Origin of the sequence: Kitasatospora sp. NPDC058063 (genome assembly GCF_042885395.1) — a bacterium.
Taxonomy (GTDB): domain Bacteria; phylum Actinomycetota; class Actinomycetes; order Streptomycetales; family Streptomycetaceae; genus Kitasatospora; species Kitasatospora lactacystinica.
Map to the genome: position 1 here is coordinate 2,148 of NZ_JBHVSD010000011.1, position 17,329 is coordinate 19,476.

The following is a 17,329-nucleotide window of genomic DNA, read 5'->3' on the forward strand; positions in this document are numbered from 1 at the left end:
CAGCAGACCTCGAAGGGTCCGACGTGCGCGATACTGGGATTGAACCAGTGACCCCTACCGTGTCAAGGTAGTGCTCTCCCGCTGAGCTAATCGCGCCTGGTGCGGCGGTGTTGCAGCAGACCCCGGAGGGCCCGTTACTGTGCGCGATACTGGGATTGAACCAGTGACCCCTACCGTGTCAAGGTAGTGCTCTCCCGCTGAGCTAATCGCGCCTGATGTGGCGGTCCTGCAGCAGACCTCGAAGGGTCCGACGTGCGCGATACTGGGATTGAACCAGTGACCCCTACCGTGTCAAGGTAGTGCTCTCCCGCTGAGCTAATCGCGCGGGGAGGCCCCCGGTCGAACCGGGGGACCTCTTGGAGGTGGAGACGGGATTTGAACCCGTGTACACGGCTTTGCAGGCCGTTGCCTCGCCTCTCGGCCACTCCACCAGGCAACGCATGAAGAACGATCTTACACTGTTCTCCATCGAGCGGACGACGAGATTCGAACTCGCGACCCTCACCTTGGCAAGGTGATGCTCTACCAACTGAGCCACGTCCGCCTGTCTTCCGGGGGGCTTCACCGCTTTTCTTCGGCTGCGCTCCCTGGCGACGTGTTGAACTCTAGCGGATTCCCGGGCCAGCTAAAAATCCGTTCCCGCAGCATGCCGAGGGGATGGCCGGTGAGCGCCGTCCCGTCAGCGCTCGCGGACGGCCACCGGCCGCCACCTGCGGCGCTCCCGGACGATCATCCGCAGGTCACCCGGCGCACACCCGCGTGACGCACACAGCTGCTCGTGCGCGGGGCGCGAACCGGACCGGGCCCACGCCCCCCGACCTACACTTCAGGCACCGCCGCCCAGCACCACCGCGCAGGAGAACCGTGTCCGGCCACCCCGACCCCCGCACCCCGCTCGCCCGCTTCGGCGGCCGCCTGGCCACCGGACTGCGCGACGTCACCTCGGACCCGGCCGCCCTGGACTCCGCCGGCTACTGGGCCGTCGTCCACGACTTCGAGGGCCGGCTGACCTGCGCCCGCTTCGACCGGGTCCGCCCGGCCCCCGCCCCGCCCTCCGGCGCGGGCTGGCGCGGACCGGAGGCCGGCAGCTGGCACAGCTCCCTCGACCGCACCGCCTACACCGCGGGCGTCCGCCGCATCCGCGAGCACATAGCCGCCGGCGAGGTCTACCAGGCCAACCTCTGCCGGGTGCTCTCCGCACCGCTGCCCGACCCGGACCTCAGCGACGTCGACGCCCTCACCGGCCTCCTCGCCCACGGCAACCCCGCCCCCTACGCCGGCACCGTCCGTCTGCCCGGGCACGGCGTCGAGATCGCCACCGCCTCACCCGAGCTCTACCTGCGCCGCACCGGCCGCACCGTCTCCTCCGGCCCGATCAAGGGCACCGGCCGCACCGAGGACGACCTCCTCGACAAGGACCACGCCGAGAACGTGATGATCGTCGACCTGGTCCGCAACGACCTCGGCCGGGTCTGCGCGACCGGCAGCGTCACCGTCCCCGACCTCTGCGCCGTCGAGAAGCACCCCGGCCTGGTCCACCTGGTCTCCACCGTCGAGGGCACCCTGCGCGACGGAGCCGGCTGGCCCGAGCTCCTCGCCGCCACCTTCCCGCCCGGCTCCGTCACCGGCGCCCCCAAGTCCAGCGCCCTGCGGATCATCGAGGCCCTGGAGACGGCCCCGCGCGGCCCGTACTGCGGCGCCGTCGGCTGGGTCGACGCCGACCGCGGCGAGGCCGAACTCGCCGTCGGCATCCGCACTTTCTGGATCGACCGGGCGGACCCCGGCGCGCCCGTCCTGCGCTTCGGCACCGGCGCCGGCATCACCTGGGGCTCCGACCCCGAGCGGGAATGGGCCGAAACCGAACTGAAGGCCGCCCGCCTCGTCGCGATAGCGTCGGGCGGCGAACCCGGTGGCGAATCCGGCACCGGAGCCGACCCGACCGGGGCCTGCGCCCCCACCGCCTAGGAGCAGCACCCGATGCACAACCGCACCACGAGCTGGGTCAACGGCTCCCTCGTCGACTCCGCCGACGCGGCCGTCTCGGTCCTCGACCACGGCCTCACCACCGGCGACGGCGTCTTCGAGACCCTGAAGACGGTCGACGGCCGGGCCTTCGCGGTCACCCGCCACCTGGACCGGCTCACCCGCTCCGCCCGCGGCCTCGGCCTGGCCGACCCCGATCACGACCTGGTCCGCGAGGCCTGCGCCCAGGTCCTCGCCGCCAACCCCGCGCCGCTCGGCCGCCTGCGCGTCACCTACACCGGCGGCAACGGCCCGCTCAGCTCCGAGCGCGGCACCGCCGGCCCCACCCTGGTCGTCGCCCTCAGCGCGATCGGCCACCGCCCCGACGAGACCGCCGTCGCCGTCGTCCCCTGGCGCCGCAACGAGCACAGCGCCGTCGCCGGCCTCAAGACCACCTCGTACGCCGAGAACGTCGTCGCCCTGGCCGCCGCCCACCGCGCGGGCGCCTCCGAGGCCCTGCTCGCCAACACCGCGGGACGGCTCTGCGAGGGCACCGGGTCCAACGTCTTCGTGGTCCTCGGCGGCCGCCTGCTCACCCCCGCCCTCGCCTCCGGCTGCCTGGCCGGCATCACCCGGCAGCTCGTCGTCGACTGGTGCGGCGCCGAGGAGGCCGACCTGCCGCTCAGCGCCCTCCAGGACGCCGAGGAGGTCTTCCTGACCTCCACCACCCGCGACGTCCAGGCCGTCACCCGCGTCGACGACCGCGAACTGCCCGGCATCGGCCCCGTCACCGCCAAGGCCATGGCCGTCTTCACCGAGCGCAGCGGCGACGACCTCGACCCGTGATCCCCGCCCGGGAGAGCATCCCGGAAGAACGCCGGGGAAGCGCACCGGCCGTGTGGATAACCCCCCGTGCAAGGGGAAGGGACCACCACATGACCACCACGCTGCGCCCCGAGGGCCCGGAGACACCCACCGCGGCCGGCGGCCGCACCAGACGCTGGCTGATCCTCGCGAACGGCCACCCGGTCGGCGCGCTGCGCACCACCGCCGACCCGCAGGGCGATCAACTCTGGGGCCGGATATCCGAGTTGGAGATCACCGAGGGGCGCGGCCGGGGTCGGGGAACGTTCGGCGGGCTGGCCGCCGAGGAGGTGCTGCGCACCTGGGGCTGCACCCGGGTCGACGTCGGCGTCCCGGAGCCGGCCGCGGCGGCCCGGGGCCTCGCCGTGACGCTCGGGTACACCGAGCGGGCCCTGGCCATGGCCAAGCGGTTGACAGTCGCCCCGGACCTGCCCGCGGGGCTGAGCGCGCGCCCGTTCGACCGGAGGGCCGATATCCGGGACTGGTTCGACCGGTCCGTGCAGGACTACGTCCGCGTGATGGTGGCTTCCGGCCTCACCGAGGAACAGGCCCGCGCCCGCTCGGGCGGCGGGCCGCGGAACCCGGCCGCGCCGGACCCGGAGAGCCCGGGCATGGTCCTGCGCCGCCTGTACGGCGCCGACGGCGGGGAGGAGCCGTACGGCCTGCTCTGGCTGCAGCCACGCTTTCGCGACCTGCCGGACGGCGAACCGCTCGCCTGGGTGATGAAGGTCGAGGTGTCCCCGGCCCACCAGGGCCAGGGACACGGACGCACGCTGATGCTGCTCGCCGAACGCGAGTGCCTGGCCGCCGGGGTGCGGAACCTCGGCCTCAACGTCTTCTCCGGCAACGAGGTCGCCATCCGGCTCTACACCTCGATCGGCTACCGGGTCACCGAGCGCCTCTACGGCAAGCAGCTGTGACCCGGCGTGTCGTCAGGAAGCCTTCGCCGCCTCGATGACGGCCACGATCCGCTCGCGCAGCCCGTCCTGGCTCTTGCCGCCGTCGAGGCGCTGCCCGCCGATCACGTACGTCGGCGTGCCGGTGACCCCGATCGCCTTGCCCTCGGCCTGGTCGGCGTCGACGGTCAGCATGTGCCGGCCGTCGATCAGCGCGGTGTCCACCTCGTCGACGTCCGCCCCGACCTCCCGGGCCACGTCCAGCAGCACCTGCTGCCCGCGCGCGTCCAGCTCCGCGGTACGGGCCAGCAGCGCCTCCACGAACGGCCAGCCCAGCCCCTGCGCGAACGCCTCCTCGGCGGCTTCCGCGGCGGCGTAGGCGTGCTTGTGCTTCTCCAGCGGGAAGTGCCGCACCTCCACGGGCAGCGCGTCGCCGTACTGCGCGCGCAGCGCCCGTACGTCGTCCAGCGCGGTGTGGCAGTCCGGGCACTGGAGGTCGCACCAGAACTCGAGGCGGGGGAGGGAACCATCGATCATTCCCCCAGTGTTCCACTAGTGGGCGCCCGCTCCGGCCGGAGGTGCGCCCGAGGGCGGACCGAGAGGAAGGCACCGATGACCAGGACGACCGGACACGAAGGAGCGGCACCGTGCTGAGCGCGGCGATCAGCTTCGTCCTCACCGCGGGCGGGGTGGCCTTCGCCGGGCTGCGGGCCTACCGGCGGCGCTTCCTGTCGGCGACCCGCTGGTTCGCGGTGGCCCTGCTGCCCGCCGGGCTCTACCTGACCGGCCTGTTCCCGCTGGCGAGCACGATCGGCCGGGAGTTCGCCGACTGGGCGACCAAGCTGGTCCTCGACCCGCGGGTGTGGACCGGCATCGCGCTGCTCGGCGTCTCGGCGGTGCTGCTGGTCACCACCCGCTGGGTGGGCCGCCGGGGCGGCGCGGCGGTGGAGAGCGCCCCGGAGCGCCCGGCCGCGGCCGGGCCGGCGCCCGAGCGTCCGGCGGTGGCGCCGACGCCCGGGGCCCCGAAGAAGCCGGCCGCGGGCAAGCGGGAGGACGGCCTCGGCGACTTCGCCGACATCGAGGAGATCCTCCGCAAGCGCGGGATCTGAACGGGAGGACCGGCCGGTCAGGCGGAGGGGACGGCTTCCGCCGACCGCTGCCGCGCCCGGTAGGCGGCGACGTGCAGCCGGTTGCCGCAGGTGCGGCTGTCGCAGTAGCGCCGCGAGCGGTTCCGGGAGAGGTCCACGAAGACCCGCGCGCAGTCCGGCGCCTCGCAGCGGCGCAGCCGTTCCCGCTCGCCCGCCATGAGGATGAGGGCCAGCGCCATGCCCAGTTCGGCCGCCAGGTGGTCACCGAGGGCGGCGTGCGGCGCGAAGTAGTGGATGTGCCAGTCGTGGTCGTCGTGGTTGGTCAGCCGGGGCGTCGTCCCGGCGGCCGCGACGATGGAGTTGACCAGCTCCGCGGCCTGCGCGGTGGACTCCGTCGCGAACACCTCGCGCAGCCGGGTGCGCAGCTCGTGCACCCGCCGCAGGTCGTCCTCGGTCAGCGAGTCGATCTCGCTGATCTCCCGGCGGACCACGAAGGCGTCCAGCGCGGCGACGTCCGGCAGCCGCTCGGCGCCGCACACCTCGGGTGCGGTGTTGAGCAGCTCCACGAGGAGGCTCAGCGCGCACTCGGTGTCATGGGTGATCAGCACGTTGGGGGCTCCTCGCGCAGGGGACTCCGATACCCCGCGTCCACGGTTACCCCAGACCATACCGGGCCTTGTGCCGGTAGGGCGGCGCCTTCTTTCGAAGATGTGTGCGCAGTCCGACAAGGCGTCCGAAACCGGGCGCCTGCGGTGCTGTGGACCCGCTCCGGTGGGAGCGGAGCCGCTCACCGGCCCCGAGACCGCGTCGTGCGCGGCTGAGTCCGCTGCCGTGCCCCCGAGTAGGACGGCTGCGATGAGGCAGGGGGTAGGGCCCCGCCGTCGGCGGGGCGTGACCGCCTCCGGATGGGGTCAGCTTTCGGCGAGGATGTGGGACAGCTCCCGGTCGAGGTCGAAGTGACGGTGTTCGGTGCCGGGGGGCACCGCGGCGTCCGTCCGCTTGAGGAACGACTCAAGCGCTCGGGCCGGGGCCTCCAGCAGGGCTTCTCCTTCCGGAGAGCTCAGTGCGATGCAGACCACCCCTTGCCCGTGGCTGCGCGACGGCCACACCCGGACGTCGCCGGTACCAGTGGGTCGGTGCAGCCCCTCCGCGAGGAGATCTCGGGCGAACACCCACTCCACGGTCTCGTCGGCGCCTGTGTGGAACGTGGCGTGCACGGCATAGGGGTCGGCGGTGTCGTAGCGCAGGCCCGCGGGGACGGGCAGTGATGACTCGCTGGACACGATGAGGCGCAGGTGCAGCTCGCAGCTGACCGTGGTGTTCATAAGCGCCATGGCCTTTCGCTCAGTGTGCGCTCGGGGAATCGCACGTCGGCGAACGGACCATCCCACCCCCAAGACCGATGTAAACCCCTCTGTCCCGATTCGGGCGCGAGTCGTACCCCTTACGGCGCATTGCGGAATCGCCCCGCAGCGGCCGGGCCGGGCATTACCCGGTGCTTCTTGGTTAGTTTCCTGGCATGACTGTGCGAAACGACAAGACGGCCGGGAACACGGGAACGGGTGAAGCGGCTGTGGCGGTTGACGCGGCCGTCGACGGCGGACGAGCGGTCGGATCGCGGGCCCCGGCCTTCGTCCGCCGCTCGCCCGCGCTGCACCGGGTCTGGCAGGTGGCGATCTTCCTGGCGGGCCTCGCCGTGGTGGTGCTCGGGCTGATCATGCTGCCGCTGCCCGGCCCCGGCTGGCTGGTGATCTTCCTGGGCATGGGGATCTGGGCGACCGAGTTCGTCTGGGCCCAGCTGGCCCTGCGCTGGACCCGCCGCAAGGTCGCCGAGGCCGCCCAGCGGGCCATGGACCCGCGGGTGCGCCGCCGCAACCTGACGCTCACCGCGATCGGGCTGGCCGCCCTCGTCGGGGTGGGCGGCTGGTACTTCGCCCGCTACGGCCTGGCCGCCCCCTGGCAGCTGGACGGGAGCTGACCCGCCCGGACGCGGGGCCGCGGGCGGGGAGCGTGTTCGGAGCACCCTCCGGGATGCGGTAATGTTTTCTCTGCACCCGGGCGATTAGCTCAGCGGGAGAGCACTTCGTTCACACCGAAGGGGTCACTGGTTCGATCCCAGTATCGCCCACCGGAATGCATTGTGATACGTGAGGCCCAGCCGATTATCGGCTGGGCCTCACGTGTATTTCCGGAATCCGCCTGAAGGGCCACCGGTAATCGGCTGAGGGACAGTCACCTTCCCTGTGGGGCGCGAGTTCTGCGGAGGCGTCGGCGGTACCCGGAACGGGCGAGTTGTACGACCGGCCCCGAATGGTGCTAGAGTTCTTCTCGTTGCCCGGGCGATTAGCTCAGCGGGAGAGCACTTCGTTCACACCGAAGGGGTCACTGGTTCGATCCCAGTATCGCCCACCGGACAGCATGCAGGCCCTGACCAGGAAACCGGTCAGGGCCTGCGGCGCGTTCGGGCCCGGAGCGCCGGGCCGCGCGTCACGCCGCCGCCTCGCAACGGTGCTCCGGTTCCAGCCGGCGCCCGCATCCGCACCGGGCCGGCCGCAGCGGCCAGGACAGGTCCACCCGCTCCGGTGTCCCCGAGCGGTCGAACCAGTTCTGCAGTCCGCGTGCCTGCGCCGCGTGCCAGACCGCCTGCCGCAGGTGCAGCTCCGCCGCTGACAGCCCGCCGAGCGCCGCCGGGTAGCGGGAGCCGATCCGCCGGGTCAGCGCCAGTGCCGCCGCCGCGTCCGCCGCCGCGTCGTGCGCCCCGGCCAGGACGACGCCGTAGTGGGCGCACAGGTCGGTCAGTGTCCGGCGGCCCTTGCGGTAGCGGTCCACGTGCTTGTCCAGCACCCGGGGGTCCAGCACCACCAGCCCGGACGCCGCCAGCCCCGCGGCCAGCGTCAGCCCGTGATGGCGGCGCAGCTCCCGGTCCAGCAGCGTCAGGTCGTAGGGCGCGTTCATCACCACCACCGGACGCCCGGCCCGCGCCTCGGCCGCCAGCGCCCGGGTGACCTCCGCCACCACCGTGCGGGCCGGGCGGCCGTGGGTGCGCACCTGCTCGTCGGTGATGCCGTGCACCGCGCGGGCGCCGTCCGGGATCGGAATCCCCGGATCGGCCAGCCAGGTCGTGGTCCGGGCCGGCTCGCCCGGCGCGAGCTGGACGACCAGGGCGGCGGAGACGATCCGGTCGTTCTCCACGTCCACGCCGGTCGTCTCGGTGTCGAAGGAGGCGAGCGGGCCGGTGTACCAGTGCTGCTGCATGACTGCCCCTCAGACGAGCGTTGCGACCGGTTGATACCCGGTTCTGACGCCCCTTCAACCCGTTTGGCCCAAGCCCGGCCGGGGATCCTGCCCATGACTGTCCCGTTCGAATCGACCGGCCCGTCCGGAGCGGGACGGGCCCGGAACCGGGGGAGGGCACGGGGCGATGGCACTGACCCAGCCGCAGCCCGAGGAGGAGGCGGCGGCCGTACTGCGCGGGAACCTCGCGGTCACCGCCTGCATGGAGACCCTGCAGGTCGGCTACCTGCACGCGGTCGCCGCCGCGGCCGGCTGCTCGCTCTCCCAGCCGTTCCCGGACAACGGCATCGACTGGCACGTCAGCCACGGCTCCCGGGCGCACGAGGTGGACGACGAGGTCACCGTCAAGATCCAGCTCAAGGCCACCCAGCAGGTCGCACCCGACCCGGCCGGGCCGTTCTTCAGCTTCACCCTGGACAACGACCACCTGCGCAAGCTCGCCCGGCCCCGGGTCGCCGTGCCGCGGATCCTGGTCGTGCTGCTGCTGCCGCGCCGGGTCGACCAGTGGCTGCGGGCCCGCCCGGACGTCCTGGAACTGCGGCACTGCTGCTACTGGGTCAACCTGGCCGGCCACCCGGTCACCGGGCAGCGGCGCACCAACGTCCGGGTGCCCACCGCCAGGGTCTTCGACGACCGCGCGCTCTGCGACATCATGGCCCGGGTCGGCGCGGGCGGCAGCCCGTGACGGCCCGGGCCCGGCAGGGAGGAACCGGACCCATGACACCGCCGCACGCACCGGGCGAACCGGCCCGGCCCCTGCCCGACCCGGCCACCGTCGACCCGACGGTCCTGGCCACCCTGCTCGCCCGGCACGGCTGGGTCCGCCGCGGCGGACCGGCCGCCCGGTACGGACGCTGGACCCCGCCCGACGACGAACCCGGCACCAGCCTGCTCGTCCCGGCCGGGGACGGCTTCGACGACGCCGTCGAACTCCTCGCCGACGCCGTCACCGCGCTCTCCCGCTCCCGCACCCCCTCCGCCCGCTCGATCCTGCTCGCCCTCACCGTCCCGGGCGACGAACTGCGCTGGCACCGCGAACCGTCCGGCCCCGCCGGGGCCACCCCCTGGGACGAGGCCGAGCGGCTCCGGCGGGCCGCCCGCGGGATGCTCGCCGCCGGCGCCAAGGCCGCCCGCACCAGGGCCGGCTACTTCGGCGCCCGGCTGGACGCCCTCGCCGAGGACTTCCTGGACCGCGTCCTGCTGGTCGAACAGGGCGCCGAGCTCACCGCCCACACCCCCGCCCCCGAGGGCCGCGCCGCCGTCACCACCCTGGTCCGAGCCCTGGAGGCACTGCGCGACGCCGTCGACTACCGCCGGGTCAGCGGCGGGCCCAAGGCCTTCGGGAACGCCGTCCGGGCCGGGGTCAGCCGGGAGCTCGTCCGGTCCGTCGAGGAGCTGGTGCGCGACGCGACGGCCGCCCGGCTCAGCGTCGCCTGGTCGCCCGCCGCCGGGACCCCGGGCGGCTTCGGGGACCGCCGGATCGACCTCGACTTCTCGCCTGGCGACCTGCCCGCCCTGGCGGAGGCCGCCGAGCTGCTGGAACGGATCGAGCCCGCCGTCGATGTCACCGTGGTCGGCGTGGTCACCCGGCTCAAGCGCGCCGACCCGGCCGGTCCCGGCTCGGTACGACTGCGGGTGCTCACCGGCGCCGAGGTCCGCGAGCTCAAGCTCCGCCTGCTCGACCCCGACTACCGGCTCGCCGCCGAGGCCCACCTCGCGGGCCTGCCGGTCCGGGTCTGCGGCCGGCTGGAGCGGCACGGCGGCTTCCGCCGGCTGACCCGCCCGCACGGACTGGAACTCCGCGGCTGGGAGGAAGGGGACCGCGAGCGGCTGCTGAAGGCGCTCGGGGAGAAGGCGGAGCGGGAGGGGGAAGGGGCGTAGGTGGACGGCGGGGGCGGCGCTCTCGGTACCATCGTCACGCGCAGCGCAGTGTTGCGCCCTCTGAAATCCAGCACGTCAGGAGAGACCGGTGACGGACGTCCGGGTAATCATCAGCCGCGAACCCGATCGGGAAGAGCGCGTGGTGACGACGGGCACCACGGCCGCCGAGCTCTTCGCCGACGACCGCTCGATCATCGCCGCCCGCGTCGGCGGCCAGCTCAAGGACCTCGCCTACGCCGTCCAGGACGGCGACGAGGTCGAGCCGGTCGAGATCGGCAGCAAGGACGGCCTCGACATCCTGCGCCACTCCACCGCGCACGTCATGGCCCAGGCCGTGCAGCAGCTCTACCCCGAGGCCAAGCTGGGCATCGGCCCGCCGGTCAAGGACGGTTTCTACTACGACTTCGATGTCGAGAAGCCCTTCCACCCCGATGACCTCAAGGCCATCGAGAAGAAGATGCAGGAGATCATCAAGCGCGGGCAGAAGTTCTCCCGCCGCGTGGTCACCGACGAGTCCGCCCGCGAGGAGCTGGCCGCCGAGCCGTACAAGCTCGAACTGATCGGCCTCAAGGGTTCCGCCGCCACCGCCGGCGAGGGCGCCGACGTCGAGGTCGGCGCCGGCGAGCTCACCATCTACGACAACCTGGACGCCAAGACCGGCGAGCAGTGCTGGGGCGACCTCTGCCGCGGCCCGCACCTGCCCAGCACCCGGAACATCCCGGCGTTCAAGCTGATGCGCAACGCGGCCGCCTACTGGCGCGGCAGCGAGAAGAACCCCATGCTGCAGCGCATCTACGGCACCGCCTGGCCGACCAAGGACGAGCTCAAGGCCCACCTCGACTTCCTCGTCGAGGCCGAGAAGCGCGACCACCGCAAGCTCGGCAACGAGCTCGACCTCTTCTCCATCCCGGAGGAGATCGGCTCCGGTCTCGCCGTCTTCCACCCCAAGGGCGGCATCATCCGCCGGGCGATGGAGGACTACTCGCGCAAGCGGCACGAGGAGGAGGGCTACGAGTTCGTCTACACCCCGCACGCCACCAAGGGGAAGCTCTTCGAGAAGAGCGGCCACCTCGACTGGTACGCGGACGGTATGTACCCGCCCATGCAGCTCGACGAGGGCGTGGACTACTACCTCAAGCCGATGAACTGCCCGATGCACAACCTGATCTTCGACGCGCGCGGCCGCTCGTACCGTGAACTGCCGCTGCGCCTCTTCGAGTTCGGGACGGTGTACCGCTACGAGAAGTCCGGCGTCGTGCACGGCCTGACCCGTGCCCGCGGCTTCACGCAGGACGACGCGCACATCTACTGCACCCGCGAGCAGATGGCGGAGGAGCTCGACTCCACGCTGACCTTCGTGCTCAACCTGCTCCGCGACTACGGTCTGACCGACTTCTACCTGGAGCTGTCGACCAAGGACCCGGTCAAGTACGTCGGCAGCGACGAGACCTGGGAGGAGGCCACCCGCGTCCTGGCGAGCGTGGCCGAGAAGCAGGGCCTGCCGCTGGTCCCGGACCCGGGCGGCGCGGCCTTCTACGGCCCGAAGATCTCGGTGCAGGCGAAGGACGCCATCGGCCGTACCTGGCAGATGAGCACCATCCAGCTGGACTTCAACCTGCCCGAGCGCTTCGACCTGGAGTACACCGCGGCGGACGGCTCGCGCCAGCGGCCGGTCATGATCCACCGGGCGCTGTTCGGCTCGATCGAGCGCTTCTTCGCGGTGCTGCTGGAGCACTACGCCGGCGCCATGCCGCCGTGGCTGGCCCCGGTCACCGTCACCGGCATCCCGATCACCGACGAGCACGTGCCGTACCTGCTGGAGGTCGCGGCCGAGCTGAAGAAGCACGGGATCCGGGTCGAGGTGGACACCTCGGACGACCGCATGCAGAAGAAGATCAGGAACGCACAGAAGACCAAGGTGCCGTTCATGCTGATCGCCGGCAACGACGACGTCGAGGCGGGCGCGGTGTCGTTCCGCTACCGCAACGGCGAGCAGAAGAACGGCGTTCCGCTGGCGGACGCGGTTCAGGAGATCGTGGACGCGGTGAAGAGTCGCATCCAGGTGTGAGTTCGGCCCCGCCCGAGCGGGGACGGCGCGGGGCAGGCTCTCGACGAGTCTGCCCCGCGCGGCTTTGCAAGCACCGTCGGGCGAATATGCTGATCAGCATGACGACTGAGCCGGAACTTCAGCGGGGCGTCGGTGAGCCGGACGGCTTCCGCCGCCTGTGGACGCCTCATCGGATGGCGTACATCCAGGGTGAGAACAAGCCCACCGGCCCGGCTCCGGACGACGGTTGTCCGTTCTGCTCGATCCCGTCCCTGAGCGACGAGGACGGGCTGATCATCGCCCGGGGGAGTGCCGTGTTCGCGGTGCTGAACCTGTACCCGTACAACGGCGGGCACCTGATGGTGGTCCCGTACCGGCACGTCGCCGACTACACCGACCTGGACGAGGCCGAGACGGCCGAGCTGGCGGACTTCACCAAGAAGGCGATGACGGCGCTGCGGGCGGCCTCCGGGGCGCACGGGTTCAACATCGGGATGAACCAGGGCGCGGCGGCCGGGGCCGGGATCGCGGCGCACCTGCACCAGCACGTGGTGCCGCGCTGGGGCGGGGACACCAACTTCATGCCGGTGGTCGGCCACACCAAGGTGCTGCCGCAGCTGCTGGCGGACACCCGGAAGATGCTGGCCGAGGCCTGGCCGCAGGGCTGATCCGAGGAACGACGCGGGAGGGCCCCACCGAGATCCTCGGTGGGGCCCTCCCGCATGCGCTGCGCCGGATCAGCCGGCGTTGAAGGTGTCGACGTCGTAGGGGCGGGGGCTCTGCGCCTCGGACTTGATGATCGAGGTGCGGTTCTTGAAGAAGCGGTCGGCGTCCAGGTCGTGCTCCTCCAGGAACTCCAGCGTGGCGGCGTGGACCGCCGCGAGCACCGGGACGGCGGCGTTCTGGGCGTTGTCGACCATGGAGCGGTTCTCCCAGGCGCGGCCGGCCCAGATGTGCCGCAGCCCGAAGGGCTCGGGCAGGCCGAGTCCGCCGCCGAGCCAGCCGAGCAGGCCGGGCATCCGGTAGAAGGGGGCGCGGACGGCCTGGCGGACGACCTCGTCGTTGTCGATCAGGGGGAGCTTGACGGTGCGCTCCTCCCAGAACCGCACGGTCTTGGCGACCGACTTCTCCTTGTCCTTGGGCTTGTCGAAGAAGACGCCCTTGACCGGGCCGAGCGCGTAGCCGGACACGGTGATGTTCAGGACGTTGGCGAGCAGGGTGACGGTGACGGTGAAGGTGAGGACCAGCTTGCCGTCGTGGGTGATGAACTGGGTGGCGAGGTAGTGCCGGGGGCCGCCGGAGAAGGTCTGCTTGTCGGCGACGCTCTGCACGGCGAAGTCGCGCATCCGGTCGCCGTCCATGTCGGCGTTGCCGGGGCGGCTGATCTCGTCGGCGCCCTCGCCGATGTCGAAGACCACCCACTGCTTGATGGCGACGTTGGGCATGCCGCTGTTGGCGACGTGGCTGACGCCGAGCCCCTTGAGGTGGGAGGAGATCCGGCGGATCAGGTCCCAGGGGTGGAAGGCGCGGAAGTCGGCGTGGCCCTCCGCGGGGTGGAGGGTGTCGGCGAGGCGCCATTCGCCCCAGCGGCGGCCGGCACCGAGGATGCCCTTGGGGCCGGCGTAGTGGTGGATGTTGGTCTCCTGCTCGGCGTCCAGGCGGCCGAGCTTGTCGCGCAGGTCGGCGGCCTTCTTGTCGAGGTCGTCCCGGGGGACGGCCTTGGCGACCGAGGCGGCCACCACGCTGCCCTCGACCAGCGCCTGCCAGCGGGAGCGCAGGTCCTTGGCGGAGCGCTCGACGATCCGGCGGGCGAGGTACCAGCCGACGACCGGGGCGAGCATGGTCACGCGCAGGTAGACGCCGATGAAGCCGTTGGCCGGCGGGCGCAGCGCGAGCAGGACGGCGAGGGCGGCGGCCGCGGCGAGCACGATGCCGCCGTAGACGGCCGCGTTCTTCGGGTTGTCCCGCTTGAGCCAGGCGCGGAGCTGGAAGGCGCCGAGCCAGACCAGGGTGCCGGGGAGGAAGAGCACGCCGGTGGCGATGGAGACGGTGCTGAGTTGCCGGTCGCGGGTGTTGCGCAGTTCCTCGGCGGCCAGGCAGTGTTCGACGACCTGGCGGGTGTCGACTCCGAAGGCCGGGACGATGGGCTTGCGGCCGCCGCCCAGGGCACGGGAGATCAGCGCCTTGCTGAAGGCCTCGCCGAGGTTGGGGCGGAAGAGCGCGAAGCGGCCCTTCTTCTCGGTGGCGTCGGTGACGGCGCCGACGAAGCCCTTGATCTCGCCGTCGCGGTACGCGGTCGAGGAGAGTCCCTGGGTGATGGCAGTCTGCGGGCCGGCGTCGGTCCGGGGTATCTGCGCACCCGGGGTCATGTCGAGTGTGGTCACGGTGGCGTCCCCTCCTCCCCTTGTCAGCGGCAGGTTACCGTGCCGTGGCACCCCCGCGCGGATGATCGTCTGAAGTACCGTCACCGGAGGCCTGAGGGGCATGATGCCCAGCTTCGGGCGGGTCGATACCCGTCGCGAGGTGGATGGGGGAGGTGGGGCAGGATGGACGGTGGGAGCGAGGAAAGGGGAGCGGCCGTGAAGGATCCGGTGCTGGTCTACGACGGGGACTGTTCGTTCTGTTCGTCCTGCGTGCGCTGGTCGGAGCGGTACCTGCGGCAGACGCTGGCCTCGGGGGGCTGGGAGGCGGTGCCGTTCCAGTTCGCGGATCTGGCGGGCCTGGACGGGCACGCGGGCGGCCGGGGTGAGGTGTCGGCGGAGCGGGCGGAGCGCGAGGTGCTCTGGGTGACGCCGAGCGGCCGGGTGTACGGGGGCGCGCAGGCGGTTGCGCGGCTTCTGATGCGCTCCGGCGGGGTGTGGGCATACCTGGGCGCTGTGTTGACGGCGGCGCCGGTGCGGCCGCTCGCGGGGCTGGCCTACCGCTGGGTGGCGCGCAACCGGCACCGGATGCCGGGGGGGACGGCGGCGTGCGAGCTGCCGGCCCGCAAGCCCGTCCGGCCGTGAGACCGTCCGGCCGTGGGGCCGCTCAGTCGGTGTAGCGCTGGGCGAGGGCGGGCGGCATGGGTTCGTGGCGCAGGTAGGCGCGGGAGAACTCGGCGGTGCCGTGGGTGAGCGAGCGCAGGTCGATCGGGTAGCGGGCGAGTTCGAGTTCGGGGACCTCGGCGCGCAGCAGGGTGAGTCCGGTGCCCCCGGTCTCGCTGCCGAGGACGCGGCCGCGGCGGGCGGAGAGGTCGCCGAGGACGGCGCCGAGGTAGTCGTCGGGGAGCAGGACGCTGACGGCGGCGACGGGTTCGAGCAGGCGGATGACGGCGTGCTCGGCGGCGTCGCGCAGGGCGAGGGCGGCGGCGTTCTGGAAGGACGCGTCGGAGGAGTCGACGGAGTGCGCCTTGCCGTCGGTGAGGGTGACCCGGACGTCGACGAGCGGGTACCCGGTGGTGACGCCCTTGGCGAGCTGGGCGCGGACGCCCTTCTCGACGGAGGGGATGAAGTGCTTGGGGACGGAGCCGCCGACGACGTGTTCCTGGAACTCGAAGCCGGAGCCGGCGGGGAGCGGTTCGACCTCCAGGTCGCAGATGGCGTACTGGCCGTGGCCGCCGGACTGCTTGACCAGGCGGCCGTGGCCGGCGGCGGCGGTGCCGAAGGTCTCGCGCAGGGCGACCTTGGGTTCGACGGTGTCGACGTGGACGCCGTGGCGGGTGCGGAGGCGGTCGAGGACGACGTCGGCGTGGGCCTCGCCGGTGCACCAGAGGACGAGCTGGTGGGTGTCGGGGTTCTGTTCCAGGCGTAGCGCCGGGTCCTCGGCGGTGAGGCGGGCGAGGGCCTGGGAGAGCTTGTCGTCGTCGGCCTTGCTGTGGGCCTCGACGGCGATCGGGAGGAGCGGTTCGGGGAGGGTCCAGCCGTCGAGGGTGACGGGGTGGCCGGGGTCGTGGACGGTGTCGCCGGCGCGGGCGGTGGTGAGTTTGGCGGCGCAGACGAGGTCGCCGGCGACGGCGTGCGGGACGGGGCGCTGCGCCTTGCCGAAGGGGCTGGTGAGGCCGGTGACGCGTTCGTCGCCGTTCTGGTCGGCGGTGTGGGCGGGGCCGACGAGGTGGATCCTGGTGTCGGGGCGCAGGGTGCCGGCGTACAGGCGCAGCAGGCTGATCCGTCCGACGTAGGCGTCGCCGGTGACGCGGACGACCTGGGCGGCGAGCGGGGCGTCGGGGTCGCACTCGGGGGCGGGGCGGGTGCGTTCGGTGGGGTCGGGGAAGGTGTGCGCGACGAGGTCGAGGAGTTCGGCGGCGCCGAGGCCGTTCTCGCTGGTGGGGACGGCGGGGTGGAGGGCGCAGGAGAGGACCTCGCGGCGCAGGCCGGCTTCGAGGGAGTCGGTGTCGAGGGTGTCGCCGGAGAGGTAGCGCTCCATGAGGGTGTCGTCCTGGCCGGAGATGGCTTCGACGAGGCTGTCGTGGGCGGGCGCGGTGTCGGGCAGCGGGTCGGCGTCGCCGTAGGTGTCGCCGGTGAGGAGGTCGACGCTGCCGTCGGGGTGTCCGTCGTGGTGGACGGGCAGGAAGAGCGGGCGCAGGGTGTCCGGGCCGAGTCCGAAGGCGTCGTGGCAGGCGGTGAGGATGTCGTCGAAGCCGGTGTGGGCGAGGTCGAGCTTGGCGACGGCGATGGCGCGGGGGATGCCCTCGGCGGCGCATTCGCGCCACAGGGCGCGGGTGGGGGCGGTGACCGGGTCGGTGGCGGAGACGACGAAGACGGCGGCGTCGGCGGCGTGCAGGGCGGCGCGCAGGTCGGCGGCGAAGTCGGGGTGGCCGGGCGGGTCGATCAGGTTGATCTTGACGCCCTTCCATTCGAGCGGGAGGAGCGAGAGCTGGACGGAGCGCTGCTGCTGGTGCTCGATGTCCTCGTGGTCGGAGACGGTCGTGCCGTCGGTGACGCGGCCGGCCCGGCCGGTGGCGCCGGCGGCGAGGGCGAGGGATTCGGCGAGGGTGGTCTTGCCCACACCGCTGGGGCCGATGAGGACGACGTTGCGCAGGTCCTTCGGGCCGGTGACGGCGGGTGCCTGGCCGGCTCGTGCCGTGCTGCGGTCGGGCATCGGGGTCTCCTCCCGTGGCGCCGAGGCTTGTCCATCGCAGTCTAGGGTCGGGTCCTGCGGGGCGCGTGTCGTACGGCCGATCGGTGATCGTGCGTGTGCGCGGCGTGGTGGGGGCGGCGTCCGGCGGTGCGTGCGCCGGAGCGTGTCCTCGGCCTGGCTACGATGGGTGGGCCGGACGGGCTGATCCGCCCGGCCGCCTGCCGCGCGTTCTGCGCCAGGCG

The 17,329-nt window shown here is 72.5% G+C and carries 16 protein-coding genes and 7 tRNA genes; 12 read left to right on the forward strand and 11 right to left on the reverse strand.

The features are described 5' to 3' along the window. Positions 1–24: 24 nt before the first annotated feature. From ACFVUY_RS20205 to ACFVUY_RS20225, 5 genes are all read right to left on the reverse strand, one after another. Positions 25–96: transfer RNA gene (locus tag ACFVUY_RS20205), tRNA-Val, on the reverse strand. A gap of 44 nt (positions 97–140) precedes the next feature. Next, a tRNA-Val gene (locus ACFVUY_RS20210) sits at positions 141–212 on the reverse strand. A 41-nt stretch (positions 213–253) separates the two neighbouring features. Continuing rightward, positions 254–325, reverse strand: a tRNA-Val gene (locus ACFVUY_RS20215). A 32-nt stretch (positions 326–357) separates the two neighbouring features. Continuing rightward, positions 358–431 (reverse strand) — tRNA-Cys (locus tag ACFVUY_RS20220). Between the two features lie 40 nt (positions 432–471). Further along, positions 472–544 (reverse strand) — tRNA-Gly (locus tag ACFVUY_RS20225). A gap of 320 nt (positions 545–864) precedes the next feature. Between ACFVUY_RS20225 and ACFVUY_RS20230 the strand changes: the two genes are divergently transcribed. The 3 genes from ACFVUY_RS20230 to ACFVUY_RS20240 all read left to right on the forward strand — a co-directional run bounded on the left by ACFVUY_RS20230 (position 865) and on the right by ACFVUY_RS20240 (position 3,746). Next, on the forward strand, positions 865–1,965 hold the full coding sequence (locus ACFVUY_RS20230; RefSeq protein WP_387731657.1) for a chorismate-binding protein: 1,101 nt from the start codon (positions 865–867) through the stop codon (positions 1,963–1,965). Positions 1,966–1,977: 12 nt separating this feature from the next. Continuing rightward, positions 1,978–2,808, forward strand: coding sequence for an aminotransferase class IV (locus ACFVUY_RS20235; protein ID WP_387691897.1), 831 nt, complete (start codon positions 1,978–1,980; stop codon positions 2,806–2,808). A gap of 89 nt (positions 2,809–2,897) precedes the next feature. Further along, on the forward strand, positions 2,898–3,746 hold the full coding sequence (locus ACFVUY_RS20240) for a GNAT family N-acetyltransferase (RefSeq protein WP_387731659.1): 849 nt from the start codon (positions 2,898–2,900) through the stop codon (positions 3,744–3,746). 12 nt (positions 3,747–3,758) lie between these two features. Here the strand turns inward: ACFVUY_RS20240 and ACFVUY_RS20245 are convergent, their stop codons facing one another. Further along, positions 3,759–4,259 carry a DsbA family protein gene (locus tag ACFVUY_RS20245; protein WP_380359240.1) on the reverse strand — a complete coding sequence of 167 codons (501 nt, stop codon included), beginning with the start codon at positions 4,257–4,259 and terminating at the stop codon, positions 3,759–3,761. Positions 4,260–4,369: 110 nt separating this feature from the next. Between ACFVUY_RS20245 and ACFVUY_RS20250 the strand changes: the two genes are divergently transcribed. Then, a complete protein-coding gene (locus ACFVUY_RS20250) occupies positions 4,370–4,831 on the forward strand; it encodes a hypothetical protein (RefSeq protein WP_387691901.1) in 462 nt (153 codons plus the stop codon). Between the two features lie 17 nt (positions 4,832–4,848). Here ACFVUY_RS20250 and ACFVUY_RS20255 read toward each other — a convergent pair whose 3' ends face one another. Then, positions 4,849–5,418, reverse strand: a complete 570-nt coding sequence (locus tag ACFVUY_RS20255) for a CGNR zinc finger domain-containing protein (RefSeq protein WP_359915386.1) — start codon at positions 5,416–5,418, stop codon at positions 4,849–4,851. A 303-nt stretch (positions 5,419–5,721) separates the two neighbouring features. After that, positions 5,722–6,135 (reverse strand): SsgA family sporulation/cell division regulator, encoded by a 414-nt coding sequence (locus ACFVUY_RS20260; RefSeq protein ID WP_030056266.1) that lies wholly within the window; start codon positions 6,133–6,135, stop codon positions 5,722–5,724. 194 nt (positions 6,136–6,329) lie between these two features. Between ACFVUY_RS20260 and ACFVUY_RS20265 the strand changes: the two genes are divergently transcribed. The 3 genes from ACFVUY_RS20265 to ACFVUY_RS20275 all read left to right on the forward strand — a co-directional run bounded on the left by ACFVUY_RS20265 (position 6,330) and on the right by ACFVUY_RS20275 (position 7,219). After that, positions 6,330–6,788 carry a TIGR02611 family protein gene (locus ACFVUY_RS20265; RefSeq protein ID WP_359914480.1) on the forward strand — a complete coding sequence of 153 codons (459 nt, stop codon included), beginning with the start codon at positions 6,330–6,332 and terminating at the stop codon, positions 6,786–6,788. Positions 6,789–6,866: 78 nt separating this feature from the next. Beyond that, positions 6,867–6,938 (forward strand) — tRNA-Val (locus tag ACFVUY_RS20270). Between the two features lie 209 nt (positions 6,939–7,147). Continuing rightward, positions 7,148–7,219, forward strand: a tRNA-Val gene (locus ACFVUY_RS20275). Positions 7,220–7,297: 78 nt separating this feature from the next. Here the strand turns inward: ACFVUY_RS20275 and ACFVUY_RS20280 are convergent. Beyond that, positions 7,298–8,065 (reverse strand): exonuclease domain-containing protein, encoded by a 768-nt coding sequence (locus tag ACFVUY_RS20280; RefSeq protein WP_387731661.1) that lies wholly within the window; start codon positions 8,063–8,065, stop codon positions 7,298–7,300. A gap of 166 nt (positions 8,066–8,231) precedes the next feature. Between ACFVUY_RS20280 and ACFVUY_RS20285 the strand changes: the two genes are divergently transcribed. From ACFVUY_RS20285 to ACFVUY_RS20300, 4 genes are all read left to right on the forward strand, one after another. Beyond that, the gene (locus tag ACFVUY_RS20285; protein WP_387731663.1) at positions 8,232–8,789 is read left to right on the forward strand and encodes a DUF4365 domain-containing protein; all 558 of its coding nucleotides are present in this window, start codon (positions 8,232–8,234) and stop codon (positions 8,787–8,789) included. Positions 8,790–8,821: 32 nt separating this feature from the next. Continuing rightward, complete coding sequence (locus ACFVUY_RS20290) at positions 8,822–9,985, forward strand: hypothetical protein (RefSeq protein ID WP_387731665.1); 1,164 nt, start codon at positions 8,822–8,824, stop codon at positions 9,983–9,985. 88 nt (positions 9,986–10,073) lie between these two features. Further along, on the forward strand, positions 10,074–12,053 hold the full coding sequence (thrS, locus tag ACFVUY_RS20295) for a threonine--tRNA ligase (RefSeq protein ID WP_359914491.1): 1,980 nt from the start codon (positions 10,074–10,076) through the stop codon (positions 12,051–12,053). An 86-nt stretch (positions 12,054–12,139) separates the two neighbouring features. Further along, entirely contained in the window at positions 12,140–12,700 is a 561-nt protein-coding gene (locus ACFVUY_RS20300) for an HIT family protein (RefSeq protein WP_380546494.1), read from the forward strand. A gap of 69 nt (positions 12,701–12,769) precedes the next feature. Here ACFVUY_RS20300 and ACFVUY_RS20305 read toward each other — a convergent pair whose 3' ends face one another. Next, on the reverse strand, positions 12,770–14,416 hold the full coding sequence (locus tag ACFVUY_RS20305) for a hypothetical protein (protein ID WP_387731667.1): 1,647 nt from the start codon (positions 14,414–14,416) through the stop codon (positions 12,770–12,772). A gap of 195 nt (positions 14,417–14,611) precedes the next feature. Between ACFVUY_RS20305 and ACFVUY_RS20310 the strand changes: the two genes are divergently transcribed. Then, complete coding sequence (locus tag ACFVUY_RS20310; RefSeq protein WP_387691912.1) at positions 14,612–15,037, forward strand: thiol-disulfide oxidoreductase DCC family protein; 426 nt, start codon at positions 14,612–14,614, stop codon at positions 15,035–15,037. 22 nt (positions 15,038–15,059) lie between these two features. Here the strand turns inward: ACFVUY_RS20310 and ACFVUY_RS20315 are convergent, their stop codons facing one another. Beyond that, positions 15,060–17,108: an elongation factor G-like protein EF-G2 gene (locus tag ACFVUY_RS20315; protein WP_387731670.1), complete on the reverse strand. Its 2,049-nt coding sequence runs from the start codon at positions 17,106–17,108 to the stop codon at positions 15,060–15,062. Positions 17,109–17,329 lie beyond the last annotated feature (221 nt).

What these genes read in the sequence shown, in the direction of transcription:
- ACFVUY_RS20285 (WP_387731663.1), top strand. Translation starts at nt 8,232, where the DNA reads ATGGCACTGACCCAGCCGCAGCCCGAGGAGGAGGCGGCGGCCGTACTG.
- ACFVUY_RS20265 (WP_359914480.1), top strand. Translation starts at nt 6,330, where the DNA reads ATGACTGTGCGAAACGACAAGACGGCCGGGAACACGGGAACGGGTGAA.
- ACFVUY_RS20315 (WP_387731670.1), bottom strand. Translation starts at nt 17,108, where the DNA reads ATGCCCGACCGCAGCACGGCACGAGCCGGCCAGGCACCCGCCGTCACC.
- ACFVUY_RS20260 (WP_030056266.1), bottom strand. Translation starts at nt 6,135, where the DNA reads ATGAACACCACGGTCAGCTGCGAGCTGCACCTGCGCCTCATCGTGTCC.
- ACFVUY_RS20290 (WP_387731665.1), top strand. Translation starts at nt 8,822, where the DNA reads ATGACACCGCCGCACGCACCGGGCGAACCGGCCCGGCCCCTGCCCGAC.
- ACFVUY_RS20280 (WP_387731661.1), bottom strand. Translation starts at nt 8,065, where the DNA reads ATGCAGCAGCACTGGTACACCGGCCCGCTCGCCTCCTTCGACACCGAG.
- ACFVUY_RS20240 (WP_387731659.1), top strand. Translation starts at nt 2,898, where the DNA reads ATGACCACCACGCTGCGCCCCGAGGGCCCGGAGACACCCACCGCGGCC.
- ACFVUY_RS20300 (WP_380546494.1), top strand. Translation starts at nt 12,140, where the DNA reads ATGCTGATCAGCATGACGACTGAGCCGGAACTTCAGCGGGGCGTCGGT.
- ACFVUY_RS20245 (WP_380359240.1), bottom strand. Translation starts at nt 4,259, where the DNA reads ATGATCGATGGTTCCCTCCCCCGCCTCGAGTTCTGGTGCGACCTCCAG.
- ACFVUY_RS20235 (WP_387691897.1), top strand. Translation starts at nt 1,978, where the DNA reads ATGCACAACCGCACCACGAGCTGGGTCAACGGCTCCCTCGTCGACTCC.